At 58.9% G+C, this 26,854-nt stretch carries 25 protein-coding genes; 19 read left to right on the plus strand and 6 right to left on the minus strand.

Features of this window, described 5'->3' with window-relative positions:
- Positions 1 to 10: 10 nt before the first annotated feature.
- Both HUU46_06660 and HUU46_06665 read left to right on the plus strand, forming a co-directional pair.
- A complete protein-coding gene (locus HUU46_06660) occupies positions 11 to 913 on the plus strand; it encodes a DUF1559 domain-containing protein (protein NUM53306.1) in 903 nt (300 codons plus the stop codon).
- 113 nt (positions 914 to 1,026) lie between these two features.
- A complete protein-coding gene (locus HUU46_06665; protein ID NUM53307.1) occupies positions 1,027 to 1,437 on the plus strand; it encodes a hypothetical protein in 411 nt (136 codons plus the stop codon).
- 164 nt (positions 1,438 to 1,601) lie between these two features.
- On the opposite strand, the gene HUU46_06670 is transcribed toward HUU46_06665, so the two are convergent.
- Both HUU46_06670 and HUU46_06675 read right to left on the minus strand, forming a co-directional pair.
- Positions 1,602 to 2,258, minus strand: coding sequence for a class I SAM-dependent methyltransferase (locus tag HUU46_06670; GenBank protein ID NUM53308.1), 657 nt, complete (start codon positions 2,256 to 2,258; stop codon positions 1,602 to 1,604).
- Positions 2,259 to 2,440: 182 nt separating this feature from the next.
- Positions 2,441 to 2,764 carry a hypothetical protein gene (locus tag HUU46_06675; GenBank protein ID NUM53309.1) on the minus strand — a complete coding sequence of 108 codons (324 nt, stop codon included), beginning with the start codon at positions 2,762 to 2,764 and terminating at the stop codon, positions 2,441 to 2,443.
- Between the two features lie 361 nt (positions 2,765 to 3,125).
- Between HUU46_06675 and HUU46_06680 the strand changes: the two genes are divergently transcribed.
- Positions 3,126 to 3,989 carry an ion transporter gene (locus HUU46_06680; GenBank protein ID NUM53310.1) on the plus strand — a complete coding sequence of 288 codons (864 nt, stop codon included), beginning with the start codon at positions 3,126 to 3,128 and terminating at the stop codon, positions 3,987 to 3,989.
- A complete protein-coding gene (locus tag HUU46_06685; GenBank protein ID NUM53311.1) occupies positions 3,982 to 5,607 on the plus strand; it encodes a YifB family Mg chelatase-like AAA ATPase in 1,626 nt (541 codons plus the stop codon). Before HUU46_06680 ends, HUU46_06685 begins: the two co-directional genes overlap by 8 nt.
- Before the next feature lie 265 nt (positions 5,608 to 5,872).
- Here the strand turns inward: HUU46_06685 and HUU46_06690 are convergent, their stop codons facing one another.
- A complete protein-coding gene (locus HUU46_06690) occupies positions 5,873 to 6,217 on the minus strand; it encodes a type II toxin-antitoxin system HicB family antitoxin (GenBank protein NUM53312.1) in 345 nt (114 codons plus the stop codon).
- Entirely contained in the window at positions 6,214 to 6,384 is a 171-nt protein-coding gene (locus HUU46_06695; protein NUM53313.1) for a hypothetical protein, read from the minus strand. Before HUU46_06695 ends, HUU46_06690 begins: the two co-directional genes overlap by 4 nt.
- 247 nt (positions 6,385 to 6,631) lie before the next feature.
- On the opposite strand from HUU46_06695, the gene HUU46_06700 reads away from it, so the two are divergent.
- From HUU46_06700 to HUU46_06730, 7 genes are all read left to right on the plus strand, one after another.
- Positions 6,632 to 7,390, plus strand: coding sequence for a triose-phosphate isomerase (locus tag HUU46_06700; GenBank protein ID NUM53314.1), 759 nt, complete (start codon positions 6,632 to 6,634; stop codon positions 7,388 to 7,390).
- Between the two features lie 252 nt (positions 7,391 to 7,642).
- Entirely contained in the window at positions 7,643 to 8,164 is a 522-nt protein-coding gene (gene secG / locus HUU46_06705; GenBank protein NUM53315.1) for a preprotein translocase subunit SecG, read from the plus strand.
- 439 nt (positions 8,165 to 8,603) lie between these two features.
- Positions 8,604 to 9,857: a UDP-N-acetylglucosamine 1-carboxyvinyltransferase gene (murA, locus tag HUU46_06710; protein ID NUM53316.1), complete on the plus strand. Its 1,254-nt coding sequence runs from the start codon at positions 8,604 to 8,606 to the stop codon at positions 9,855 to 9,857.
- A 583-nt stretch (positions 9,858 to 10,440) separates the two neighbouring features.
- The gene (hisD, locus tag HUU46_06715; GenBank protein NUM53317.1) at positions 10,441 to 11,745 is read left to right on the plus strand and encodes a histidinol dehydrogenase; all 1,305 of its coding nucleotides are present in this window, start codon (positions 10,441 to 10,443) and stop codon (positions 11,743 to 11,745) included.
- On the plus strand, positions 11,742 to 12,827 hold the full coding sequence (gene hisC, locus HUU46_06720) for a histidinol-phosphate transaminase (GenBank protein NUM53318.1): 1,086 nt from the start codon (positions 11,742 to 11,744) through the stop codon (positions 12,825 to 12,827). The genes hisD and hisC overlap by 4 nt, the downstream gene beginning before the upstream one ends.
- Before the next feature lie 59 nt (positions 12,828 to 12,886).
- On the plus strand, positions 12,887 to 13,714 hold the full coding sequence (locus tag HUU46_06725; GenBank protein ID NUM53319.1) for a M48 family metalloprotease: 828 nt from the start codon (positions 12,887 to 12,889) through the stop codon (positions 13,712 to 13,714).
- Positions 13,715 to 13,841: 127 nt separating this feature from the next.
- Positions 13,842 to 15,293 carry a DUF1298 domain-containing protein gene (locus HUU46_06730; GenBank protein ID NUM53320.1) on the plus strand — a complete coding sequence of 484 codons (1,452 nt, stop codon included), beginning with the start codon at positions 13,842 to 13,844 and terminating at the stop codon, positions 15,291 to 15,293.
- On the opposite strand, the gene HUU46_06735 is transcribed toward HUU46_06730, so the two are convergent.
- Positions 15,274 to 16,302: an exo-alpha-sialidase gene (locus HUU46_06735; GenBank protein ID NUM53321.1), complete on the minus strand. Its 1,029-nt coding sequence runs from the start codon at positions 16,300 to 16,302 to the stop codon at positions 15,274 to 15,276. The two genes, HUU46_06730 and HUU46_06735, sit on opposite strands and share 20 nt — an antisense overlap.
- Before the next feature lie 508 nt (positions 16,303 to 16,810).
- Here HUU46_06735 and hflX point away from each other — a divergent pair.
- Genes hflX through HUU46_06775 form a run of 8 tightly spaced genes read left to right on the plus strand, consistent with a single transcriptional unit; the run spans position 16,811 to position 24,969 of the window.
- A complete protein-coding gene (gene hflX, locus HUU46_06740; GenBank protein NUM53322.1) occupies positions 16,811 to 18,091 on the plus strand; it encodes a GTPase HflX in 1,281 nt (426 codons plus the stop codon).
- A gap of 4 nt (positions 18,092 to 18,095) precedes the next feature.
- On the plus strand, positions 18,096 to 18,590 hold the full coding sequence (locus HUU46_06745; GenBank protein ID NUM53323.1) for an NUDIX hydrolase: 495 nt from the start codon (positions 18,096 to 18,098) through the stop codon (positions 18,588 to 18,590).
- A gap of 14 nt (positions 18,591 to 18,604) precedes the next feature.
- Complete coding sequence (locus HUU46_06750) at positions 18,605 to 20,065, plus strand: radical SAM protein (GenBank protein ID NUM53324.1); 1,461 nt, start codon at positions 18,605 to 18,607, stop codon at positions 20,063 to 20,065.
- Positions 20,065 to 20,508 (plus strand): hypothetical protein, encoded by a 444-nt coding sequence (locus HUU46_06755; GenBank protein ID NUM53325.1) that lies wholly within the window; start codon positions 20,065 to 20,067, stop codon positions 20,506 to 20,508. Before HUU46_06750 ends, HUU46_06755 begins: the two co-directional genes overlap by 1 nt.
- 1 nt (position 20,509) lies before the next feature.
- On the plus strand, positions 20,510 to 21,103 hold the full coding sequence (locus HUU46_06760; GenBank protein ID NUM53326.1) for a hypothetical protein: 594 nt from the start codon (positions 20,510 to 20,512) through the stop codon (positions 21,101 to 21,103).
- Positions 21,100 to 22,260, plus strand: coding sequence for a radical SAM protein (locus HUU46_06765; GenBank protein NUM53327.1), 1,161 nt, complete (start codon positions 21,100 to 21,102; stop codon positions 22,258 to 22,260). Before HUU46_06760 ends, HUU46_06765 begins: the two co-directional genes overlap by 4 nt.
- A 10-nt stretch (positions 22,261 to 22,270) precedes the next feature.
- Positions 22,271 to 23,677, plus strand: coding sequence for a radical SAM protein (locus HUU46_06770; protein NUM53328.1), 1,407 nt, complete (start codon positions 22,271 to 22,273; stop codon positions 23,675 to 23,677).
- Complete coding sequence (locus HUU46_06775) at positions 23,677 to 24,969, plus strand: B12-binding domain-containing radical SAM protein (protein NUM53329.1); 1,293 nt, start codon at positions 23,677 to 23,679, stop codon at positions 24,967 to 24,969. The genes HUU46_06770 and HUU46_06775 overlap by 1 nt, the downstream gene beginning before the upstream one ends.
- Before the next feature lie 81 nt (positions 24,970 to 25,050).
- Here HUU46_06775 and HUU46_06780 read toward each other — a convergent pair whose 3' ends face one another.
- The gene (locus HUU46_06780) at positions 25,051 to 26,823 is read right to left on the minus strand and encodes a hypothetical protein (GenBank protein NUM53330.1); all 1,773 of its coding nucleotides are present in this window, start codon (positions 26,821 to 26,823) and stop codon (positions 25,051 to 25,053) included.
- Between the last annotated feature and the right edge of the window lie 31 nt (positions 26,824 to 26,854).

Consider the following 26,854-nt stretch of genomic DNA (forward strand, 5'->3'; position numbering starts at 1 on the left):
GGTGGAACGCATGAGAATTCGGCGAGGATTTACACTGGTCGAGGTCATCGTAGTAATTGCCATCATCGTAATCCTTGCCGCCCTGATTCTGCCCGTGCTGGCGCGTGCACGAGAGAGCGCCCGCCGTTCGGTGTGTGTCAATAACCTCCGCCAACTCGGGCTCACCTTTCAGATGTTCTCCTCCGAATCGGACGGATTGCTGCCGCCGCGGCATGTACCTTACCGCCGGCCCTATGAACCCGACCGTGGATGCTTCAGCAGTTTTGATGGGACATTCCTGTACCCCGAGTATCTGACTGACTTGATGATCATTAAGTGCCCGTCGGATTCGGGCGACGACGCGGCGGAGGAGTACGTGGACACGGCCTCGTTCATGAAGCCTGTGCACCCGTCATGGCAGACCTCCGGGCTGGACTTGCCGATTATCGGACAGGACACGTATGTAACGACCCCGGACCTCGCCTACGTATATTGGGGCTATCTCATCAAACCGGAATGGGTGGCGGCCCCTGCCGATTCGCGGCATCTTGGCAACGTGCTGGACAGCCTCGACGGTCCTCCTCGCACTCTTAATGTCGTGTCCCGGTTTAACGACTTGGAGACGACCCTGCCCGTCTTGGGCGAAACGATTCGATTGATTCGGACACGCGAAGGCGCCGAACGGTTCCTGATAACCGACATCAATAATCCTGCGGCGGCCACGGCTTCCGCGTCGACACTTCCAGTGTTGTGGGATACGTTCCGCACCGATAACGGGAGGCCGATGATCGGCAACCTGAATCACACCGATGGTGCAAATGTGCTGTTTCTGGATGGACACGTAGAGTTCGGGAAGTACCCGCAACCGCTGTCGGGCAAATTCTGGATGCTGTCGGAATCCGCGGCAAACGACGGTATGGAGAATTGGCCGTAGCGGCGGGTGGGTTGACGGATTTTACTGGCGCATTTTCGACGTTTGGAGCAGAATAGCATTCGCAGTCGTTACTCCGGCATGCCAACTTTGGAGCGAGCAGGAGGGCGTCAACTATGCATCGAATAGGCGCTTTACCTTTCACCGCGTGGGTCGCGTTGGTTGCGCTTGCTGTTACGGGGTGTCCGCGCCCTAGGACCATCGAGGGAGAATGGGTGAACGACGACCCGGATTCAATCAGCGTCACGCGGCTTATCGTCGACCAGGTGGCCGAGGATCAAACCACGCTCCACGCGTACGCGGCCTGCAAGGGCAATGAGTGCGATTGGGGCACCCAATTCGCGGTTTCCGACGCGAATCCGAACACGTGGTGGGTAATGTACACCATCTACCATCTCGACGACGTTACAGTAACACTGCAAATTGACCTGGATCGCGACACACTCTGGGTCTTGGCGGATTACAGGTACACGTCGACGGAGGACCAGGATTTCTTCACGCTGGAATCGTTTCACCGCGAAGACTAGCGCAATTCAAGTTTGAGCACACCATCTGTTTCGTGCTGGTGCTCGTGAGTCGTACTCGCACTCGATATTCGAAAAGATCGAGTACGATGACGAGCAGGGGCACGAGCACGCGGTGCAGGCGATCCTTAAACGCTCTAATTCCCTCGAAGACGCAGACCAGCGTGTCACGTGGCCGCTTCGACGATGTAGCCCCAGAGGTTGAGGTAGGCGTAGGGGAATAGAAAGCGGGAGAATGCGATGCGGGGGAATCCGGCGTCGGTGAATGCGGCGCGGAGCTCGCCGGCGGTGTAGAGGTTCGATTGCCACCAATGCCCGATGAGCGGGCGTGTGAGGGCGTTGCGGCGGGTGATGAAAAGGACGAGGGCGCCGTTCTGACGCAGACGCGCGCGTAGAGTGCGTAGCACGCCGCTGAACGCGTCGCGGGGAAGATACTCCATCATCGATGCGGAAATGATGAGGTCGTAGTCGAGCCACGTTTCGGGCAGGCCTTCCAAATGAAGCGCGTCGCACTGCGCCAACTCGATTCCGTCGATGCCGCGCTGCTTCATGATTTCCGTGAACCGATCGAGCATCGCGGGGGTGAGGTCAAATGCGTTGATCGCAGCGGGGGAGAGGTCGCGTCGCAATGACGCTTCCCGGAAGGCGACGCTGAGAACTCCCGTGCCGCATCCCGCATCGAGAACGCGCATCGCAGGCCGCAATAGGTGTGAGCGGGTGAAGTATGCGCGAAGTCCGTGCTGATACCCTACGGTGCGAATGAATCGCTCGTAGGCGCCGGTTTTTTCGGAGAACAAGCGATGGGGATCGGATGTGACGGTCATGGTGGTACAACTGTATTGCGTGCGACAGCGTTTTCACAACGGTCGCCGAGGTGGTTCCCGCTGCGGCAATTAACAGGTCGTTGTGCCTGTTTATCCAAATGGCGCTCGTGTTCGGGGCCGCGCTCGTAATCGAGAATTCAAGACTCTGGTGTCGTGCGGAGTCAAGCGCAAAGCAGAGCTTTTCAAGAGTGCGTTCCCAAGCCGGAGCTTGGGAACGAGGTGCTAATCGCGGTGACCTGCGCGCGCACCTTCCTGCACAGGGGCGAGGGGAACCCAATGAAGTCGGCGCTGCAAATGGCGACGCGGGTGCCGCCGTTTTCGAGCACGAGCGCGCGCACGGTCAGGTCGCCGCGCGTTTCGTTCGCGGGGCTGGCGGGTCCCACACCGCCGACCATTGGAAGAAGCGGCTTGGGCGTGACGACGCGGTACGCAATCGCAGCGTGAAATTCGGCAATGGCGGCTTGCGGTATGATGAGTATGGCGAGGAAAACTGCGGCGTGTTTCATGGTGCGGTGGCCTTTCCGGTGGGTGTATGGTTTTCTGGGCGGCTGACGAATCGAGTTTTCTTGGGGCGGGACGGCGATTAGAAACGTTCATGCACCTCTTACCTGTTGGCTATCGTAATATAAATACTTGCCGCAGCGCATCGCGACGGTTCATACGCGTGAGGGGTAAACGTGCCTGATTGAGTCCGAGGAGGATATGCGAATGGATCGTGTAAAGGTCGCCACGAAAAGCTGGTGATGTCCCTTTTCGACTCATATTTATCGCGCTCGCTTGTTTGACTGGCGACTCAAACGGCCACGATGTGTTATATTATTAGCCTTGCGCTACAACTAAAATGGGTAGGGGAATTCTGTACGGGGCATGTCACGCAACGTCAGTAACATATATCAACGAGCGATCCAAAGAACATTTTCTGTACTTGAGGGAGATCCAGCTGCGTCTCGTCTCGCACGTGCGGTCAATGCGCTATTCCTTATACTCATTTTCGCAAACCTCGCAGGTATCGTGATTGGTTCTGTCAAGTCAATTCAGACTTCATATGGGCCTTGGTTTGACAGGTTCGAGTTAGTGTCCGTCGTGATTTTCACGGTTGAATACGGAGCGCGTTTGTGGTGCTGCGTTGTTTCGCGGCGTTATTGGCACCCAATCACGGGTCGCGCCAGATTCGCGCTAACGCCGATGCTGGTTGTTGACCTCGCTGCTATTGCGCCGTTCTATCTTTCGTTTGTTTCTGTGGACCTGATCTTCCTTCGTGTCCTACGAGTATTGCGCCTTCTCAGGATCGCGCGACTTCATCGATACGCTTCGGCCTTCAAACTACTGGTGCGGGTAATTCGGACGAAACGCGAAGAACTAGTATTGACCATGAGTATTACGATTGTACTGCTGCTTGTTTCTTCATGCGTAATGTACGAAGTGGAAACCGCTGTGCAGCCGGAGAAGTTTGCTGACATCCCAACGACAATGTGGTGGGCGATATGCACCCTCACAACGGTCGGCTATGGTGACGTTTACCCCATCACTGGCCTCGGGCGCCTTGTAGGTGCCATTGTTTCCGTTCTCGGTATAGGCATTTTTGCACTACCTACTGGCATCATTGGAGCGGGTTTGGTAGAGCAACTTGACAAGCGCAGTCGATCACTGACTTGTCCGCATTGCGGGGCAAGGATTGAAAATCTGCATAAAGTGACCGATGGAACAAAGGAAGGAAGCGAATATGGCTAAGAAGCGAGGCTATCTGCAGACGCTCGAAATCAATCGCTTACTGAAACGTGATCACACGCTTTACGGTGGAGTGTTGATAGGACTTGAGGGGAGGACCATCGAGCTGCAGTCGCGTGCTTTGGAAGCGTTTCGAGAGCCTCAGTCTTGGGTAAGTGCTGTAAGTGTGACAGGTATGGCGAATCGTGCCGTTGAGGAGTCTATCGATCGCATTAGCGGTGCATTTGCGAAGTATGAAATCCCGAAACCCGAGGTACGGGTCGTCGTGAACCTCGCGCCCGCTGATCTTCCGAAAGATGGCACGCTTCTCGATTTGCCTCTGGCCATTGTCATGTTGCAAGCGGCCGGGTATCTGCCGGATCTTCATGAAACGCACGAGGGCAACTATGTGTTGCTCGGCGAAGTCGGCCTGCATGGCGAAATTCGTCGAGTTCCTGGTGTTCTATCTATGGCATACATTTCAAAACCAGGACAAACTCTGATTGTGCCAGCCGGGAACGAAAAGGAGTGTGCCCTGATTATGACGGCACCCGGACATGAAGGGTGCAAGATTTCGGCTGTTAGTTCGCTTTCTGACGTGATCGAGTTCTTTAAGGGAAAAGCTAAACTGAAAAATGCGTTAAGCGATGGAGTCAAGTTCGAGGAATTTGTACCGGAGTGCATTGATTTCGGCAGGATAAAGGGTCAGGAGCGGGCGAAAGAGGCAGCGCTTATCGCTGCTGCAGGCGGACACAATTTGCTGCTTATCGGCCCACCCGGGGAAGGTAAATCCCTGATTGCGAGTGCAATTCCAGGCATCCAGCCACGACTGGCGCGCGAAGAGATGATAGAGCTCACCAGAATCTATTCGTGTTGTGGTTTGTTGGAGCGAGACGGGCAGGTTATTACGAGGCGGCCGATGAGACAGGTGCACCACACGACGTCAAAGCAGGCACTTGTCGGTGGAGGAAGTAAGGTTGCAAGTCCAGGAGAGATCACGCTGTCGCACTTGGGAATACTGTTTCTCGACGAGCTCCCAGAATTCAGCCGCTCGACGTTGGAAGCGCTTAGACAGCCTATGGAGCAAGGTGTGGTGAACATCTCCAGAGTTGGCGTTTCGGTGGAGTATCCTTCACGCTTTACTCTGGTGGCCGCGATGAACCCGTGTCCGTGTGGATATTTTGGCAGCGACCGATGCCGGTGCAAGGAATCGGAAGTTAAGAAGTATCAAGGAAAGATAAGCGGTCCGATATTGGACCGCATAGATTTGCACGTGGAAGTTGGAACCTTGAGTGCTGATGAGAGGTTTCAAGAAGCGGCGACCCCTCTCACGCCCGACTATCGCAAAAGAGTTGCGCATGCGCGGGGTAGGCAAGACAAGAGATTCTCCGGTTCAAAGGTTCCGTTCAATGCGGCGATTCCGGGTGGACACGTGAAGGAGCTGTGTGCATTTTCTGAGGAGGGTTTCGTGGCGTACAGGTCTTGCATCGAAGGCAATGCATTATCCACGCGCTCAATGGATAGACTTGCAAAGGTTTCCCGCACCGTTGCGGATTTGTACAACGAGGAACGGGTACAGCCGCCGCATGTGGCGAAGGCGGCAGAGTACGTGGTGGGCGGGATGCTGCGCACAAACTTCTAATCCCGCGACATACTCCGCGATGCCTGGTCCATTATCGAGGTCAGGCGAAGTGATGAGCAACGTCGTCTTGCGTGCCCCAGTGCAAAGGAGTGTCTTCTTGATTTCGATAGCCTTGGTGCAACGTGTTTGGTTGGCGAAAGTGTTGGCGGAAGTGCGGGGAGTTGGGAATTGAACCATTTGACGGCGCAGGCGGGGGGAGGCGATTGCCGGGCGGGCGAATGAGTTGAAAAGCGGCGGGTTGGAAGAAACACGACCTCCGGGGTATTTACAATCCAGCGCGCTGGACGGCGTCGGATAGCGTGTGAGTGATGAATGAATTGACGCTGGTGCCTTGCATTTTTGCGGCGAGGGCGACTTTTCGGTGTATGTCCGGTTCGAGGCGCAGGCTTAGTTTGCCGGAGTAAGGCTTTTCGGGTTCTTCGCCACGTTTTTTGCAGAACGCGAGATAGTAATCGACGGCTTCTTTGAAGGCGCGTTTGAGTTCATTCACCGATTTGCCTTCAAAGTGCACGGAGTCCGAGACGTTGATCACGGTGCCGTGAAACACGTCGTCGTCTGGCCGAAAGCGGATGACGGCAGTATAGCCCTTGTATTCCATTGCGCTGTTCATGGTTTTATCCCCATCGAGTCGAGGAACCCGCGCACTTCCTCGACGACGTATTTTTTCGCGGTCGATTGCGGGTGAGGTCGCGGCAGAACCATGCGCCGGTTGTTCATCGCGATACCGACGTGCGATCCGCCGCCGCTGTCTACAACCGCACCGAGCGCGATCAGCAACGAAACGATCTCATTCCAGCGAACGTCGGCGCGGGTAGGTTTTTCAAATATGGCCCGAAGTGTTTTTCGTTGCCTTGAATTCACTGTCTAATGGTATCGTAAAACGATACCAAACCACAAGCCGCGGGTTTCCCATTACGGCAATAGGTTTGTGCGGTGGCCGGTACGTGTGCTATCTTTTCGTGATTTTTGGCTCTTTTCAAAATTGGCCTTTTTATGAATTCGTAACGCGGAAGTGCGGGGAATTATGGCTCGTAAACCTTTGATAGCGGGGAACTGGAAGCTGAACCATTTGATGGCGGCGGCGGTGGATACCGCCTCGGCGTTGAAGGGGTTGGTTGCGGGGGTGGATGGCGCGGAAATCGTGATTTGCCCGGTGTTTACGGTGTTGCAAGCGGTGGGGAAGGCGATTGCCGGGTCGAACGTGGAGTTGGGCGGGCAAAATTGTTATACGAAGGAGTCGGGGGCGTTCACGGGCGAGGTGAGCCCGCAGATGTTGAAGGACGTGGGCTGTGCGTGGGTGATTATCGGGCACAGCGAGCGTCGGCAGTATTTTGGCGAGACTGACGCGCTGCTGAACGAGAAGGTGAAGTTTGCGCGGGCGTCGGGGTTGAAGGTGATGTTTTGCATCGGGGAGACGCTCGAGGAGCGGAACGGCGGGAGCATGAACGCGGTGCTGGAGCGGCAGGTGTCGAAGGGGCTGGACGGGCTCTTGGAGGCGGATTTTGCCGGGTTGGCGATTGCGTATGAGCCGGTGTGGGCCATCGGGACGGGGGTGGTGGCGTCGCCGGAGCAGGCGCAGGAGGCGCACGCGTTTGTACGGGGGCTGGTGAGGAAGCAGTTTTCAGCGGCCATCGCGGACGCGGTGCGGATTCAGTACGGTGGCAGTGTGAAGCCGGACAATGCGGCGGAGTTGATGGCGAAGCCGGATGTGGATGGTTTTTTGGTGGGCGGAGCGGCGTTGAAGGCGGATAGTTTTGCGGCGATTGTGAAGGCGGCGGTGTGAAGACAGGGTGTAGGGTATGGGGTATAGGTTTTAGCAGAGAGTAGGGCGGGTTGGTTTTGGGTTGGAAGGGATCAAAGCGGAGCTTTTCAAGACTGCGTTGCCAAGCGGAGCTTGGTAACGAGCTACCCATGTCTCAGGTTGGGCATTGGATACCGTCAAGACGAGACGGGAAGACGAGAACTGTACTCGGGTCGTTTATTTTTAGTACTATAGGCTGTCTGCATTTGGCGGGCGTGTGAGGTAGGTATCGAGATGTTTGACGTCATTTTTTCGCTGAACACGTTTTGGTGGATTTGCACCTTAATCTGGTTCCCGGCGTGTGTGAGTTTGATTGTGATCGTGCTGTTGCAGAAGGGCAAGGGCGCGGGGTTCGCAGGCGCGTTCGGCATGGGCGGCGGGTCGGACGCGGTGTTTGGTCCGAGGTCGCGCAAGAGCCTGCCCGTGCGGTTGACGTATATCATGGCGGGGACATTTATGGTCCTGTCGCTGTTGTTGTCGCTGATTGTCGGGCGGATCAGCGCGGGTGTCGCGCCGGCAGAGGTCGATGAAGATGCGGCCAAGGCGGCGGTGAACAGCGCGATGGACGACCTGTTCGGCGCGGAATCGCCCGCTTCCACGACGGCGCCGGGCGTGACGATTGCGACACCGGAGGCCGAGCCGGCCACGGCGGAAGCGCCTGCAGCCGCGACTACGGAAGCGGCGCCGGCGCCCGTAGAGTCGGCGCCGGCAGCGGATGCGGCGAAACCGGCGGAGCCTGCGCCTGCCGCGCAGTAAGTGCGGCGCATTTGACGCGGACGAGATATTGCTTCGGCCCAGGGCTGTGATAGGCTTTGGGCCGTTTTTACATCCCCCGTCCGCCGTAGCGGACACCCCCTTCAAAGGGGGACGGGGCGGTGGGTGACGCGTGGGGAAGTGGAGCAAAGCAGAGCTTTTCCAGAGTGCGTTAAGAAGACCAAAGCAGAGCTTTTCAAGAGCGCGTTACCAAGCGGGAGCTTGGTAACGAGGAGCGGGGCAAGCGCGTGGTAACGAGGCACAAAGAGGGCTACCAGGCGGAGCTTGGTAACGAGGGGTTAGGCGGCGCTTGGTAACGAGGGGCCGACGGGCCGGGCTCGCGGGTGAGGATTGGCGACGCAACTTTGCTTCCCCGGTGTCGATTAAGAGTGCGTGGACGATTACGATGTGATGGCGGTGGGCTAACGGCGAGGGAATTGGGTTGGACAAGATTCTGATTCGAGGCGGGAAACCGTTGCATGGGTCGGTGCAGGTGCGGGGGGCGAAAAATGCCGCGTTGCCGTTGATGGCGGCGACGATTCTCGCGGAGCAGGCGTGCACGCTGCACAACATTCCCTGCCTGCACGACGTGTTCACGATGGACAAGCTGCTGTCGTCGTTCGGGGCTAAGGTGGAGTTCACCGGGCGTTACATGACGATCGATCCGTCGTCGATCGACAACCACGTGGCGTCCTACGACCTCGTGCGGAAGATGCGCGCGTCGTTCTTCGTGCTGGGGCCGATGCTGGCGCGGTTCGGCAAGGCGAAGGTGTCGCTGCCGGGCGGTTGCGCGATTGGCACGCGTCCGGTCGATATCCACCTGAAAGGGCTGGAGGCGCTCGGCGCGAAGATCGCGATCGAGGACGGGTATGTTCTCGCGAGCGGCGAGCTGACGGGCGCGAATTATTCGCTGGATTTTCCGAGCGTGGGCGCAACGGAAAACATCATGATGGCGGCGACTCGCGCGAAGGGCCTGACACGGATCAGCAACGCCGCGCGCGAACCGGAGATCGTGGACCTCGCGCAGTTCCTGAACGCGATGGGCGCGCAGATTTCGGGCGCGGGCACGGACATGATCACGGTGCTGGGCGTGGACGCGCTCGCGGGCACGGAGCACACGGTGATGCCGGACCGCATTGAGGCGGGGACATTTTTGGTGGCAGCGTTGGCCACGTGCGGCGACGTGACGGCGCTGGACGCGAATCCCGACCATTTGCCGAATTTTTTGGACAAGCTGCGCGATGCGGGCGCGGAAGTCGAGATTCTTAGTTCCGGCATTCGTGTGAAGGCGAAGAACGGGATCAAGGCGGTGGATTTCACGACACAACCGTTCCCTGGGTTCCCGACGGACCTTCAGGCGCAGATGATGTCGATGTTGTGCGTGGCGGAAGGGACCAGCGTGATTCGCGAGTCGGTGTTCGAGAACCGGTTCATGCAGGTGGCGGAGTTGGTGCGCATGGGCGCGAGTATCGCGTTGGATGGGAATTCGGCGATCGTGAAGGGCGTGCCCGTGATGTCCGGCGCACCGGTGATGGCGTCGGACCTGCGGGCGAGCGCGGCGCTTGTCGTTGCGGGGTTGGCGGCCACGAAGGGCGAGACGTCGATCGCGCGCGTGTACCACATCGACCGCGGCTATGAGCGTATCGAGGAGCGGTTGGCGAGCCTGGGCGCGGATATCGAGCGCGTGCGGGAGTAGGCGGCGGAGATGCGCATGAGCGTGGGAAAGAGGGGCTGGAATAGCCACGAAAGAGCACAAAGAACGCAAAGAGAATCTCAGATTTGAGATTTGAGATTTCAGGATTTTAAGGTGGAATCGGCGGGCCTGGGACGTTAGGAATTAGGCTTCTACAACACGGAATGGCCACGAAAGAACACAAAGAACGCAAAGAGAATCTCGGATGCGAAATTTGAGATTTCAGAATTTTAGGGTGAAATCGGCGGGCCTGGGACGTTAGGAATTAGGCTTCTACAACACGGAATGGCCACGAAGGAACACAAAGTACGCAAAGAGAATCTCAGATTTGAGATTTGAGATTTCAGAATTTTAGGGTGGAATCGGCGGGCCTGGGACGTTAGGAATTAGGCTTCTACAACACGGAATGGCCACGAAGGAACACAAAGAACGCAAAGAGAATCTCAGATTTGAGATTTGAGATTTGAGATTTCTGAGGTCGAGATCGGAATGCACACATCCTGAAAGTTAGATTCTAGTTTCTTGCGACACTTGGCTGACTTCATTCTTTCTGTAGAGCGCAACAAAAAAATCACATCACATACCCATGAAAAAGTATCTAATTGCATCTGACTCCGACTTCAACGCTGTCTCGCGGCGCATTACGGGAATGGCAGACGATTCTGCGGGCGAGGCTGGAATGGCCGACAAACTTGCGGCGACGCGCGCGGTGGTCGACGCGGTGCGCGATCGGGGCGATGTGGCGGTGGCGGAATTCACCGAAAAGTTTGACAGGGTGAAGTTCGCGCCCGATCGGTTTGAAGTTACAGCATCCGAGATTGACGCCGCCATCGGGCGCGTGGATCGGGGGCTGTTGCAGGCCCTCGAACGCGCGCACGCAAACATCTCGGAATTTCATCAAAAGAACCTGCGCCAATCGTGGGAAGAAACAACTCCGGACGGTTCCGTCCTGGGGCAGCGCTTGACGCCGATCGAGAGCGTGGGGCTCTATGTGCCCGGCGGTACGGCGTTCTATCCGTCGTCGGTGCTGATGAATATCGTGCCGGCGCGCGTGGCGGGGGTGCGCGATATCGTGATGGTCTCGCCGCCGTCGTTCGAGGGAAGCATTCATCCGCTGGTGTTGGCGGGGGCGAAGATTGCGGGGGCTTCGCGCGTGTTTCGCGTGGGCGGCGCGCAGGCAATTGCGGCGTTAGCGTACGGGACCGCCACGATTCCGGGCGTGCTGAAAATCGCGGGGCCGGGCAATATCTATGTCACGCTGGCCAAGCGCCTTGTGTCCGGCATCTGCGACATCGACAAGGAGGCCGGGCCGTCGGAGGTGGTCGTCATCGCAGATGACAATGCGAATCCGCGCGAAGTGGCACTCGAACTCATGGCGCAGGCGGAACACGACGAAGACGCGCGCGCGATGCTGGTCGTTCTTTCAGAGTCGTTCGCAAAACGCGTCTTGGATACCATTGAAGAAGAGGCACGACAGTTGCCGCGCGCCACGATTATTCGCAAGGCGTTGGACAGCCAGGGCGAGATGTATGTCGTCCGTACTATCGATGAGGCGGCGCGCCTGACCAACCTTATCGCTCCGGAGCATCTGAGCATTCAGACGGAAAATCCGAGAGCGGTATTCGATCAAATCCCAAACGCCGGTTGCGCGGTGTTGGGTGGTGGAACGTCGGTGGCTGTGGGCGATTATTACGCGGGCCCGAACCACATCTTGCCGACCGGCCGCCGCGCGCGGTTTTCATCGCCATTGACGGCCGAAGATTTTCGCAAAGTGACGAGCGTCATTTCGTTCTCGAAAGAGCGCATGGCAGACGTCGCGGATGACATCATGGCGCTGGCGAACGCAGAGCAACTGCAGGCGCACGCGCGCGCCATCGAGATTCGCCGATGAAGTACGGCCGCGAAATCCTCCGGAACGTCGAGGGCTATGTGCCCGGTGAACAGCCGAAGATGAAGAACATCGTCAAGCTGAACACCAACGAGAACCCGTATCCGCCGTCGCCGCGCGTGCTTCAGGCGATACAGGAAATTTCGACGGAGATGGTGCGCAAATACCCCGATCCGGTATCGCTGCGTTTGCGGGAAGTCATCGCCGAGACGTATGGCGTCGATGGGCCAGAATGGGTCATCGCCGGGAACGGCATGGACGACATACTCGCGATGGCGGTTCGCGCATTCGTCGATCCGGGCGATGCGATACTTTCGCCGTATCCGACGTACACGTTGTACGAAACGCTCGCGTTGTTGCACGGTGCGCGGATGCAGTACGTCGAACTCGACGGCGAGTTCCAACTCACCGAGCAGTTCTACGAGACGAAAGCGCGCGTATGTTTCATTCCGCGGCCGAATGCGCCGAGCGGCGTTTCGGCAGGTCAGAAGGCTATGGAGCGGCTGTGCAAAGAATTCGACGGGCTTGTTTTTATCGACGAGGCATACGCCGATTTCGCGGAAGACAACTGCCTGAGTTTTCCAAAGACTTTCGAGAACGCGATTGTAGGACGGACTTTTTCGAAGTCCTATGCATTGTGCGGCTTGCGCCTGGGATTTGCGATCGCGCGTCCCGAGATTGTCCGTGAGTTGATGAAGGTCAAGGACTCATACAACGTAAATGTGGTTGCCCAGTTGGCCGGCGTTGCGGCGCTGGGCGATACGGAGCACTTTCGCGGTTGCACATCCAAGATTCGACGGAACCGCGATTGGCTGACCCAAGCGCTCACGGATATGGGGTTCCGCGTGCCGCCGTCGCAGGCGAACTTCGTGCTCGCAGAATGGACGGGCACGCCGTCAGCCCGGGAGATTTTCGAGGCGTTGCGGGCGCGCGCCATTATTGTTCGCTACTTCGATGCGCCGCGCCTGCGGGATGCGCTGCGCATCACGATTGGCAGCGAGCGTGAGATCGAGGCCCTTATCGACGCGCTGCGGGCGATACTGGCGGGCGAGCCGGCCCCGCCGCCTGCTGGTATAATCGCCTGAGAACGTCTTGACTGCACCGGTACGGACCCTTCGTGCCTCCGAAGAAGGTTAATGGTTGTATGAAACGATATCTTGTCCTCAGTGCAGCCGTCTTGCCCGTCATAGTCCTCTCCCTGGCATCGGGCTGCGTGACACCGGACCCCGAGCATCGCCTCAATCTGCTTTCGACGGAAGAAGAAATCCAACTCGGCGAAAAGATGTCGGCCGAGGTTGAGAAATCGGAGAAGACGCTCAATAACGCGGCGATTCAGACGTACGTCAGAAAGATCGGCGAGCGGCTTGCGGACCAATCGCCGCGCCAGGATGTCCCCTACGCTTTCACCGTCATCGACAATCCGGAGGTTGTGAACGCGTTCGCACTGCCGGGCGGACACATGTACATTTACACGGGCCTCATGAAAATCTGCGACAACGAGGCGCAATTGGCGTCCGTCATGGCGCACGAGATTGGCCACGTCGCCGCAAAGCACCACGGTGAGACGCTGACCCGGCAGATGGGGTATCAGGTGCTCGCAGACCTAATTCTCGGTCCGAGTTCGCCGCAACGGCAACGGGCGCTTGCACAATTGGCTACCAACGCCGTCGCCATGCACTTCAGCCGGGACCAGGAACATGAATCCGATCGGATTGGAATGGATATCCTGTTTCGCGCGGGGTACAAACCGGAGGCGATGGTCGATTTCATGCGCAAGATGGCGCAGTACGAGCAGGAGAACGGGGGCGGGCGGCAACCCCGCTTCCTACAGTTCTTCGCCTCGCACCCCGCCACGACCGATCGGATCGCCAATTTGGACGCGCTGGTCCAACGCTACCCGCTCGACCTGCGCAACCAAAGCCCGACGTATTTCGATCGGTACAAGGCGAATGTGCTGGACGTTTTGAGATAGAAGTCAGAATTCAGGAGTCAGAATCCAGAATTCAGGAGTCAGAATGTGGAACCGGGCCACGGGTTGAAGCCCGGCGTCTCATCGCGGGTTTCTGGCTACTGAATTCTGACTTCTGTATTCTCATTTCATGCCCCGGGAACGGCTATCACCGCTGGATGCGTCCTTTCTGTATCTGGATGGGGAAGTCGCGTGCAATCAGGGCGTCGGATACAACCTCGTCGATGGTCCGATCAGTTTTGACCGTGTCATCGAAGACATGCGGCGCAAGGTGCGCTACGTCGACCGGCTGCGGCAGTGCGCCGTGTTTTCGCCATTCAATCTTTTTCATCCCACGTGGGAATTCGATCCCGAGTTCGATATCCGCAATCACGTGACGCATACGGTCATTGAGCCGGCAGGGGACGCGGCGCAGTTCCGGGACACGATCGCGCGGATTTTCCGAACGAAGCTGGATCGCGCACACCCGTTGTGGGCCGTACACGTTATCAACGGCGCACCAGGCGGGCGGGCGGCGTATATCGTCGTAATCCATCATTGCGTATCCGACGGCATTGGATTCGCGAAATTGGCGATGGCGTTCTATGACGCGGACAGGGAGCTTCGCCTGGCCCCCTATGATCCACCGAGGGAGAAGCATTGGCCAACCCCGGTAATGCGCATCGCGCATGGCCTCATCGATGCGATAAAAGCCGCGCCTGCTGCGATTGTGGAATTGTGCCGGGGCGTATCGATGTTGTTGCATGGCCTCCTGCGCGAGCAGGGCGCGGCGGCGCGGACGATGCTGCGTCAATACAGGGAAGCGTCGAGTATTCGCTTCGCGTTCAATGCCCCGCTCTCCGGCGAAGCCGGGTTCTCATTTGCGAAATTCCGGCTCGAAGATATTTCATGCATTCGAGCGATGCTGGGCGGGACCTTGAATGACGTGCTGCTGGCCGTGGTTGGCGCGGCGCTGCACCGGTACGCCGTTCGGCACGCGATCAATTGCGAGGGCCGCTATCTGCGCGTCCTGGTTCCGAGCAACGTTCGCACGCCGGAGACGCAGAACAATTTCGGCAACTTCGTGTCGATGGCGCCGGTGCTCGTCCCGCTGGGCAGTATGCCGGCGCGCGAGCGTCTTGCAGCGGTGAGTGCGTACACCAAGGACATGAAGGACTGTGGACTTGCGCGACAGGTGAGCCTGGGCATTGCCTTGTCGCAACGCCTTCTCACACCGCCCGTTTCGTACCTCGCCCACCGATTATTTTCGTCGCTCTGGATGCAGCGGCGGCGGGCGAAGTCAACGCGCATGCCGCGGTTTAATTTGGTGGTGACTAACGTCCCGGGATCGCCGGAACCCAGCTATGTCGCCGGGCACGAGTTACGGGACGTCTTTGTCTTGGTGCCCTTGTTGGCGTCAGTCGGACTGTGCTGCGGGGCGTTGTCGCACAATGGCACGCTGTACGTTTCGTTTTCGGGCGACAAGTCGACCGCGCCGGATGTCGACGTGCTCTCCGAATATATGGTAGAGGCCTTTGCCGAGCTGATGGCGGAGGGGCCTGTGGCTGGCGCGGAGAAGATTGTTATCGCGCAAGCGCGGTGAGGGGGATTTGCCAAACGCGGACGCGTTCGCGCTTCCAGGTGTACGAGACCGCGATACCATTCTTGGTGCGGACAACGGCGGGGTACGAAAACTCCATTTCCGGCTCGTCCTCGAGGGCGGCGAGGTCGGTCCAAGTCGCGCCATTGTCCGACGACAGTGCGAGGTTCAGTGGCGAGCGGCTACCCCAGCTCTTACCGACGGGATTGTAGATGAGCACCAGTTTCCCGTCGTCCAGCTTCAGGACGTCGATTCCGCTATTATTGTTCGGAAGATCGGTCTTGTGAACCGGCGACCATGTGCGGCCGCCATCCGCCGAATCGACTCGCCCGATAAACCCTGCCGCTGTGCGCACGAATGCATGCACGTGGCCCGGCGAAGATTCCCACAGCGTCGGCTGTATCGCGCCGTCGCCGGCGATAACGGTTTTGTCTATCTGCCAATCGGCGCTGCGCACCCACGTGCGCCCGCCGTCCTGCGACCGGTCGGCGAACGCGTTCCAACCCTTGTACTCGGTCGAGGCGCCGGCAAGCCAACTCTTATCGTGCAGAATGATCGGCTTGCTGCGTACCGGCCCGCGCCCGCCTTGGTCATGCGCGACGAGTTCCCGGGCCTCGCTCCACGTGTGGCCGTCGTCTTTCGTTTGCATCCAGTTGGTTTCCCAGAACGGAATCTCACGGCCAACCTTGAAGAACAGGTACGTGCCGTTCGCCGGGTCGCGAAAAAGGACCGGGTTCCAATGGGCGGTTTCGTTCACCTTGGCAACCTTGACCGGCATAGCCCACGTCTTGTTCTTGAAGCGCGACATCCAGATTGCCACGTTGTCGGCTTTTTCCTTGTCCCCACCGAACCACGCGCAAAGCAACGCGCCGTCGCCCGCTTCCACCAAGGTCGACGCATGACATTCCTTGAACGGGCGTTCATCGGCAAAGACGAAGTCCACACGTCCGCCGGCGGCCTCTACCGTGCGTAGAAACTCCCCGGGTGAACGGTCCGCCCGGCGGGTGGGGATATTCTCCGGTTTGGCCGGTTTAACGTCGGTTTCCCGCGACTTGGCGTCCTCTTTCCCCGCTGATTCGGCCTGTTTCTGAACCGGTGCGACGACTACCGTCGGGCGGCCCTTGGATCTGCCAACAGGTTTGGGAGATGTGGACGACTGCTGGGCTGACGCCGCGAGAACAGTCACAGAAAAGACGGCGAGAAGCCGGAGGTAAGACCCGGACACTGTTGCCTCCCAGACCCCGCGAGACAAGGGGAATGATAGCGCATAAAACTCGAAAAACGCAACTGGGCATGGAGAATCGAGTAGCGGAAGGGAAGGATGGGTGGTAGAATTCCTTGCGGAGTATTCGGGTTGACGAAACAATTAAGTCGAACGAGTTCTCGGGTGATTCTTGTGGACGATGGACACAAGATGCAGTATAATTCGCGCGAGAGGCTCCCGTATATAGGGTAGTCCTGCAAGGGGTACGAGCCTGTCCTAACGAATGCTAGTGGCCGAAGATAGCAAACTGATTGACATCCAACGACCGCCTGTCTCCGAGGCGGCGGTTTTGGTGCGCCTTGTGCTGCCGGGTGATGACCCCGCGGAGGTGGACGAATCGCTGGAGGAGATGCGCCGGTTGGCGTGGACGGCCGGCGCGGAAGTCGCATGCACCATCGTACAGCGGCGGGCGGTTCCCTGTCCGGCCACGCTGATTGGCGCGGGAAAAGTAGAGCAGATTCGCGCGGCCGTGGGCGAGCTGGAAGCGGACTTGGTGATATTCGATTCGGAGCTGTCGCCAACGCAGGGTTCAAAGCTACAGAAGTCCTTGGGCGTGAAGGTGGTGGACCGCACTCAACTCATCCTCGACATCTTCGCGCAGCGCGCGCGTACGAACGAAGGCAAGCACCAAGTCGAACTTGCGCAGCTTCAATACATCCTGCCGCGGCTGACCGGGCGCGGCGTCGAAATGGCACGGCTCGGCGGCGGTATTGGAACGCGGGGTCCCGGTGAACAGAAGTTGGAAGTGGATCGCCGCGTCATTCGCAAGCGGATAGATCGGCTTCGTGCCGAACTGGGCGAGATCCGCAAGCACCGGCAGGTGCAGCGCAAACGTCGAACCGAGGGGGCCATCGGCACGGTCGCGTTGGTTGGTTACACGAATGCCGGAAAGTCGTCGCTCCTCAACGCGCTGACGCAGGCGGGCGTATTCGTCGAAGACAAGTTGTTCGCTACGCTCGACCCGACGAGCAGGCGCTGTTCGTTGCCTGGCGGCGGGCAGATAGTCATTACCGATACTGTCGGGTTTATTCGAAAACTGCCGCACGGACTCGTAGCAGCGTTTCGCGCGACATTGGAAGAAGTGAACGAAGCCGATCTGATTCTGCTGGTCGCGGACGTATCCCACGAAGGTGTTGACGATCAGGTCAGCGCGGTGAGGAGTGTGCTGGAAGAAATCGATGCGCACGGCAAGCCCATGATTCGGGTCTACAACAAGGTTGACGCGGCGGGCGAAGACACTGTTCGCGAGAAGCTGAACCTGCCGGGCGAATCGTGCGCAGTTTCTGCGTTGACGCGCGAGGGGCTGGGCGACCTGCTCAATCGGATCGAGCGCTACTTTGCCACCGCGCGGACGCGAGTTACTTTGCGCATCCCACAGAACGAGGCTAACGTGGCCGCGCGGGTGTACGAATGGGGACGGGTATTCGAGCGCTCGTACGAGGAAAACTTCATCTTGATCGATGCCGAGCTTGGAGCGCCGCAGTTGGGCGCGTTGAAGGCCTACGTGGTCGATGACGACCCGGAACGCGGGAATTGAGCGCATGCTGGCGCGGAAGGTGGCATTAATGGAGAACGCGCAGCCCGCGCAGGCGAGTCCGAAGCCGCGCATCCGCGTTGCGGCGATTATCCTGCGCGGTGACGAACTGTTGCTCGTGCGCCACGTGAAGGGTGGCAGGTCCTACTGGCTGCTGCCGGGCGGCGGCATCGAATTTGGCGAACCGCTGGCGGAAGCGCTCAAACGCGAATTGCGGGAAGAGGCGACGATTGAGATTGCAGTGGGGGACCTGGTGATAGTGAACGATACAATTCCGCCGGATCGTTCGCGTCACACGATAAATCTTTGTTTTACGGCGCACGTGACGCGCGGGGAAATAGCGTGCGGGGTCGATCCGCGCGTCGTGGAAGTGCGCTACGTGCCGGTCGATGAACTGTCGTCGCTGACGTTCTATCCCGACATTCGCGCCGAACTCATTCCCGCGATTCGCGCGGGATTTCCGCGCAAGGCGATGTACCTGGGCAATTTCTGGAAGGACTGAGGAAGAGACACACAATGCGGGTCGCATTCCTGAATCCGATGTTCGGCAAGGACTTCACGAAGTCCGCGCGGTGGTTCGCGCGGTCGCGCGGGCGCGTGCAGCGCCATCCTGACTATTTCTGTACGGCCGCGGGCGTCGTCGAAGCAGCGGGACACGACATCCATTTTCTCGATGCGCAGGCTAAGAACATGCCGACGGACACCGCAATCCAGAGGTTGAAATCGTTCGCCCCGGACATGGTTGTGTACCAGGCGACGACGCCTTCGATCGACGCAGACATCGAGTCCGCACGGGCGTGCAAGGAAGCGCTGGGCGGACTGCACGTGATGATCGGCCCGCACGTAACCGCCGAACCGGAAGACACGTTGCGGCTCGCGAACGGGGCGTTGGACGCGGTGGCCATCGCCGAGTATGACTATACGATTCGCGATCTGGCCGACGGGGCCGCGATAAGGGACTGCGCGGGCCTCGCGTGGATGGACGGCTCGCAGTACATCTGTAACCCAAGCCGGCCGTATATCGAGAACTTGGATGAACTCGCGTTTCCGGCGTGGAAGCACATCGACATCCATGACTACCGCGACTTCGGCAAGCTCTTCCCGTTTCTGACGCTTATCAGCGGGCGCGGGTGCCGCGCGAAGTGCACATTCTGCCAATTGCCGCAGGTAATGAACGGGCACAGCTATCGTACGCGAAGCGTTGACAATGTGTGCGACGAGATCGAGTACGACATGAAACTGTTCCCGAACCTGAAGGAGATCATGTTCGAGGACGATACGTTGACGATGCGCAGTTCGCAGGACCGTCTGGTGGAGTTGTGCGAGGCGATGATTCGGCGCAATCTCGGCATCTCGTGGAGCGCGAACGCGCGCGTGGACGTAAACGACCTTGAAGTCTTGAAGTTGATGAAACGATCCGGTTGCCGCTGGCTGTGCGTCGGTTTCGAGTTCGGCGATCAGCAGGTCCTGAACAACGTGAAGAAAGGCGCGACCATCGCGCAGATGCACCGGTTCGCGCACAACGCGCACAAGGCGGGCATTCGCGTGCACGGCTGCTTCATGTTCGGCGGGCCGGGCGAGACCATCGAGACCGCGCGCAAGACGCTCGATTTGTCGCGGCAGTTGCCGATCGATACGGCGCAATTCACCGCGGTCGTCGCGTATCCCGGGACCACGTATTACAGATGGGCGCAGGAAAACGGATACCTCAAGCAGACGCGCTGGCGCGACTGGGTGGACGACAACTTCGAGCAGCGCTCGACGCAGGAACTGCCGGGACTGACCGCCGAACAAATCAATGCGTTCATTGACGAGGGATTGCGCAGCTTCTATTTACGGCCCGGGCAAATGTGGCGAATGCTGCGCAACATTCAGAACATGGCCGATCTCCGTGCGAAACTGCACGGTGTGAGGAGTTTTGTGGACTATTTTGGGAACAAGGAAAAAGCCTACGTGGGGTTTGTGGGGAACAACTGATGAAGAAACTAGCTGCAACAATCGTAATTATGAGTGTCCTTGGTTTGGCCGGATGCGCGAACATGCCCATCACCGATCCGGCGCCGTTCGAGGACCCGAACGGAAATTTCCATTTGCGAATCTACGCGGACCAGATGGGGTTCGATGGCGTGCCGTTGGATATTAAAGTCTGGATTGACGGGGACCTCGCGGTAAACAAGACGTTCAGTAGCCAGCGTGGAAACTACGACGACCGTTTCCGTTTTAATCTGCCGCAGGGCACGCACGAAATCCGGGCAAAGTCGGTCAAGGCGAACAGCGAGATTGCGCGCACATTCGAGATCAGCGGCACCTTGTTCGGAGCGCTCTACTTCTCCCCGAAACAGAAGGGCTTGCCGCCGGAGTTCAGTTTCCGCGTGTCGAACGAGCCGATATACGTTGCGCCGGGACAGGGAGGCGTGTAGTGTGCGCTGCTTACTGCGCACAACCTTGCTGGCTTTTGCAGCACTCGCGATTGGTTGTCAGTCCAACGGCGATTCGCGCGGCGGCGCGAAGATTCGCCTGCCGGAGAGTGGGACGCTTTTCATGAAAGTGTTCAACGAAGACCCGGGCGCAACCGGCCCAACGCAGGTCGCCGTTACGGTTGACGGCCAGAAGGTACTGGATCGGAACTTTTCCATGGACGAGAAAAGTTATGACGGCCAGTATCAGATTCGCTTGCCGCAAGGTAAGCACGTGATTGAAGCCGCGACGGCGGAGGGCAAGGCGTTTACGAGCCGCGCAATCAATTTGAAGGACGAAGCGTTCCTCCAAATCTACGTCACCGAAGACCGGAAGTTCGGACTGACGCACGGGTCGCGCCGAAGCCTGGCGCGGCTCGTCATCAAGCGCACACGCGCGGCGGCCGGCGTCAATTCGAACCCGGCATTGTGGATGATCATCCCCGCGCCGCAGCCATCGCCGTCGACGCGAGAGTACGTAAAGAACGATTTCAAGGCCAAAGCCGCCGAAAAGCTCGGCGTCGAACCCGGCACAACCAGACAGAAGGGCAAACCATGACGCCACGCGCAGGTCTCGCTCCCCAGGACGAAGCAGCGCCTCCGCTGCCCGTGCACGACAAGGGCGGCGCGCCGATTGTGCAACCGCGCTTCGGGACGAGTCCGGCCCAGGAGGCCGGCATTTTCGATACGCTCCAGACGCGCATTATGACGCACTGGACGGAGGCGCGCATGATTCTCGAGCGCAAAATGCCCGCGCCTCGCACTGCTATTGTCTACCCGACCTACGTGTGCAACCAAGATTGTCTGTGGTGCGAGTACAACGCCGAAAACACGAACAAAGACCTGACGCGCGTGATGTCGAAGGACCAGTTATTCACGCTGTGTGACGACCTGCGCGCTCTGGGCGTGCGCGGCGTCGAATTCTGCGGCGGAGGCGAGCCGACACTGCACCCGCACCTCGCGGAACTCGTGCGCAAGATGAAATCAGAAGGCACCAGCATTGGGCTGCTTACGAACGGCACCAAGCTGAAGGGCGAGTTGGCGTCCGCGCTCGTGGATTGCGCGAGTTACGTGCGCGTGGGGTTTGACGGCGCGACCCCGGAAACAGCGAACCGTGTGAAGCGCCCGAAAACGCCGGAGGCCCGTTTCGAGGCGGTCTGCGAAAATATCGTCGGCATGCTGGCGCTGCGGCGCGAACGCAGCACGGGAGTACGCATCAGCGTCAAGGTTGTGCTCGACTCCAATAACTATCACGAAGTCGAGGAGTGCGTGCGGCTGGCGATTCGACTCGGTGTCGATTCGGTTCAGTTCAAGGCCGCGCGTCTGGTCGCGTCCGAATTGAATCAAGAACAAAGCGAATCGGTGAACAGTCAAATGGCCGAATTGCGCCGGAAATACCCTCAGATGCCCATCGTCGGTGGAACCGATAAGATCAACATGACGACCAAGTGCTGGCTAACGCCCTTGCAGCTTACCGTCGATCCCATGGGCGAGGTATACCTGTGCTGCTACTACCGGCACCGTAAGGAGAAGCACTCGATCGGCAATTGTTTCACGACGCCGCTGGACGAGCTTTGGTACAGCCAGGATCATTGGGATGCGATTGACGGAATCGAGCCGCACGAGTGCAACAATCTCGATTGCCGATTTGTGAAATACAATCAAATCCTGGACGAGGCAATGCTGCACAACGACATGCAGTACGAATTCATTTGAGGATTGGCGCGTGCGCGTACTACTGCTAAATCCGCCCGGGCCATTCTGCCGCGCTGGTTCACGCTGGCCGCATGGGCGCAAGCCGAAGAAGACGGGGATTGATTATCACCCGTTTCCGTTCCAGCTTGCATACGCAACGTCGCACTTGACCGCGGACGGCCACGAAGCGCGCCTGATCGACTGCATCGCGCTCGGCATGTCGCTCGATGAGTTGTCCGCCGAGGCGCATTCCTTCCAGCCGGACATTGTATTCATGGAGACGAGTGCGCCGAGCTGGCAATTCGACCTTGAAACAATGCGGCGTATAGGCCGGCCGACAATCGCGGGCGGCGCACATGCAACAGCGACGCCATCGGATCACCTCGATGCAGGCTTCGCGGCAGTTATTCGCGGAGAATACGACCAGGTAGTCTCGGATGCGCTGTTGATCGAACCGCGCCCCTGGTTGGCGACCGTGACTCAGCCCAACGCCGAATACGCGCCGTTGATCCGCGATCTCGACGACATCCCGCTTCCGCCGTGGGAATCGATGGCAATGGAAAAATACAACGACCCATTTTGCATGGGCCGCTCGGTGACGGTGCTTACGTCGCGCGGCTGCCCACTCGAGTGCGGGTTCTGCACCATCGCACCCTTCGAAGGCAAGCGCAATTACCGCCGCCGCGACCCGAAACGCGTGTGCGACGAGATTCAACTGCTGATCGAGCGCTACCGGCCGGACGAAGTCTACTTTGACGACGATACAATTACGATAAATCGCAGGCATATCCTGGCTTTGTGCGAGGAGTATGCATCCCGCAAGTTTGGCATTCCCTTTAGTTGCATGGGGAATGCGGTCATCGAGCGCGACGTAATCGAAGCGATGGCGCGCGCCGGATGCCGCGCAATCAAGTTCGGCGTGGAAAGCGGCGACCCGGAGGTACTTCGTCAAATCCCCAAGGACCAGAAACCGGAAGACGTTGCGCGCACTGTGCGCGACTGCCGGACATTCGGTATACAGACACACGCCAATTTCTTGGTAGGTCTACCCGGGGAAACGCGTGAAAGCGCCGTGCGAAGCATCGAATTTGCGCTGCGCCTCAACACGCACACACTGCAATTCGCCATCGCCACTCCGTATCCCGGCACGGCGTTCTACGATAATGCCAAGCGCAATGGATGGTTGACCAAAGATAGCTGGATGCAGTTCGACCCCTCCGGCGAAGCCGTGGTGTCGTATCCCGGATACTCGGCCGACGACATCGCCGCGATGTACGACTTCGCGTGGCGGCGGTGGCAGTGGCACATGATGACGCGGCGCCCGCGCACCTTGCTGCACCATTTTGGCAATGCGTTCCGCCGCGAGGGTTTGGGAGGCATGTTGCGGCTGGGCCGCTACAGCGCGGAGCGGTTTCTCAAAGTGGTAGGTTCGCACTGATGAAGATCGCGCTCATCAACCCAAGTGTGCCGAAATCGCTCAAGAAGGAGAACTTGGGCCTCGCCTACCTTTCCGCAACGCTCCAGGCCGACGGACATCAGACACGCATCATAGACGAAATCGCGGGCGACGACGTGTGGCAGGGTCTCGACGAATTTCGGCCTGACATTGCCGGCATATCGTTCATGACCATGTATGCGCTGCGCGCGTATGAGATCGCTGATCGCATCAAAAAGGAACGCGGGCTGACGGTCGTCATGGGCGGCGCGCACCCGACGGCGATGCCCGAGGAGGCGATTCAGCACGGCGACTGTGTGATCCGCGGCGAGGCGGAATGGACATTTCCACGGGCGATCACCAGCGGCAAGCTCGAGGGAATCATCGAGCCTGAGGTGCCGGCGGAACTCGACACGCTACCCGAACCGCGCCGCGATCAACTCAACCTCGATTTGTACGCGGCAGCGGGGGAGGAGATAGCGGGATTTTCCTATCGTACGCTGGGCATTATCACGAGCCGCGGGTGTCCGTTCGTCTGCAATTACTGCATCAACTCGAAGCGCGAAACGCAATTGCGCTTTCACAGCGCGGACCGCGTGGTGGAAGAAATCAAATACCTCGTCGATCGTCACCACATTGAGAGCATCGCGTTCTACGATGAGTTAATGGCCACCGACATCGACCGCTTCCGCGACATTTGCGAGGCGATGATCGCTCACAATCTGCACAACCTCAAATGGGAGTGCCAAATCCACGCCCGGCGCATTCGCCCGGACGTACTTCGCCTGATGAAGCGCGCGGGGTGCATTCAAATCACGATCGGCTTCGAGAGCGGCAGCCAGCGCATGCTCGACCGGATGGTGAAGCACGCGACCGTCGAACAAAACCTGCAGGCGGCCCGATATATTCACGAGGCGGGATTGCGCGTGCGCGGGTGCTTCATCATCGGCACACCGGGCGAAACGGAGGAAGACGTCGAACTGACGCGCCAGTTCATCAAGCAGGCCGAAATCGATTTTGCATCGATTCACTACCTGACGCCGTACCCGGGGACCGCCCTATTCGACGAGTTCAAGGACCGGATCATGGGCTCTGGCGTAACGTGGGACAAGTTTACGGCCGGCGATCCCGATACGTTCAACTGCAACGAAAACATGCCGCCCGCGCTTCAAAAGCGATTGTTCTTGCAACTCAGCGCGCGCCAGGCGTTCCGCAATTACAGTTGGTCGGAGATGGCGAAACGCGCGATCAAGAATCCGCGTCACGCCCTCCATGTGGTCTCGAATATGATCTGAGGGTCCGGCCGCCGGCGTTTCGAAACAATTCGGCCCGCTCATTCATTCACATGAGCGGGCCGATAGAATTCCAGGCAGAATCTATAGCGAGTCGAACTTCTTCTGAAGGTCCGTCTTGTCGTCAACGACCAACTGCTGCTTCGCAAGCAGTTCGAGCTTCTCTTCATAGCCCGGGGTGCGCGCCGCAAAGATTTCGGCCTCGAGCTGCTGAGCGGACGCCGACTCCCCCTTCATGTCGGAGAACTCGTATTTTGCGGGTCCTTCGGACGCCGTGTTGTGATATACGCCGATGTGCTGGCCGTCCAGCGTACGGTAATAGACGCCGTGGTTGCCGTTCATCACGCATTCCGCCCAGCTATTGGACCTCGTACCGAATCGGTCGACCACCGGCAGTTTCGCGAAGAAATACTCGCGCGACTGCGAGATTTCGAGTTCAGCGAGGTACAACGATGTGTACTCGTCGAGCAGGGCCGGGTCAACCCAATTCGCCGCGCTTGCCTTTTCCTTGAGCGCCTGGACGCGCGCGATGCGCTCCGACCGTGAATACTTGTCCGGAGTAAGCGGCGAACCCTCCTGGACCGTAATCATTAAGCGGCTGATGTTGCTCTCCAAGGTCTCTTTCGTCATCATCCGCCGCGTATCGGCATCCTCAAGCTTGCCGACCATGCCCTCGAGGCGCTCCGTTTCAGCAGCCAGACCGTCGCGCCGCGCCTGCATCACTGCTGTCTGGTTTTGCAGCGAATCGAAATCCGCCTGCGCCTTCACGAACTCGGCGTTCTTTTGCTCAAGTTCCGCCGACACTGTATCGCGCTGCGCGCTCGCCGTCTGGATTTCGGTATCAAGCGTGGTCTTCTGCGTCGTCAGCTCCTGGACCGAAGTCTGCAGGACTTTCTGTTGCTCGGCAAGCCTCGCAATCTCCTCCGTAGATACCGGTGTGCCGGTTGGTCCGCCTGCCGCCTTAAGGTCGCTAATTACCTTGTTCAGTTGTGTCTTTTCCTGCTCAAGCGATGCGACTTGAGATTTCAGCGGATTCGGTACTCCAGGGATGTACGGATTCGCGAGCAGCCCGACTACGAACAACACAGCAGCCGCAATCCAACCGATCATTCCGCCGATTCCTTTCTTCGCCGGCGCTGCGCCACCCATGGCGACACCGGCCATGGACGGCGGCGGAGTCATCGCAGTGGGTGCTGTTGTATCCGGACCAAAATCGGGAACGGGAGTACCCTCGAACCCGCCGCGGCTCTGCGCGGAAGGCCGCGAACTCGGCGCGAACGCGTCGGCGTCGAAGCCGCCTGCGTCCGCAGTGAACATCGGCGTCTGCATCGCCTGTGTGGGAGCGGACGTATCGGCCGCGCTGAACGCCGCGGAACCGCCGCCGAAGGCGCTGTCGAAGAGCGGCGTATCGATATCCGACTCCGGTCCGGGCGGCGCCACTTCCGGCGTCTCCGGCGTGAAGTCGCTGTCCGCGGACAAATCCTGGAACCCGGAACCGGACGGCGTATCCAGCCCACTGTCGGATGACGGGGTACCGAAAACCGGTGTGCTGCCGTAGCCTGCGGGTGCAGGCTTTACCGCGCCACCCGTGGGAATCGGCGTCTCGACCGGGATGTCGCTGATAGGGGGGAGTCCGCCTATCGAAATGCGATCCTTGTCACTCGATGGATCGATTGCGCTAAGCGGCGGGAGCCCGCTATCGAATCCGCCGCCACCGGCAGAAGACTCGAAGTCGCTTAACGGCGGCAGGTTACCTAGTCCGCTATCACCACCGGTCAGCGCGCCGAAATCGCTGTCTTCGGAACCGCGTGTTCCGAACCCATCGCTCGCGCCCGACCCCTTGTTTTCATTCGCCATGGAACCCACCTCCGTTAATGGGAAGATCGAT

It is taken from the genome of Candidatus Hydrogenedentota bacterium, assembly GCA_013359265.1.
In the GTDB taxonomy this organism is placed as follows: Bacteria; Hydrogenedentota; Hydrogenedentia; order Hydrogenedentales; family SLHB01; genus JABWCD01.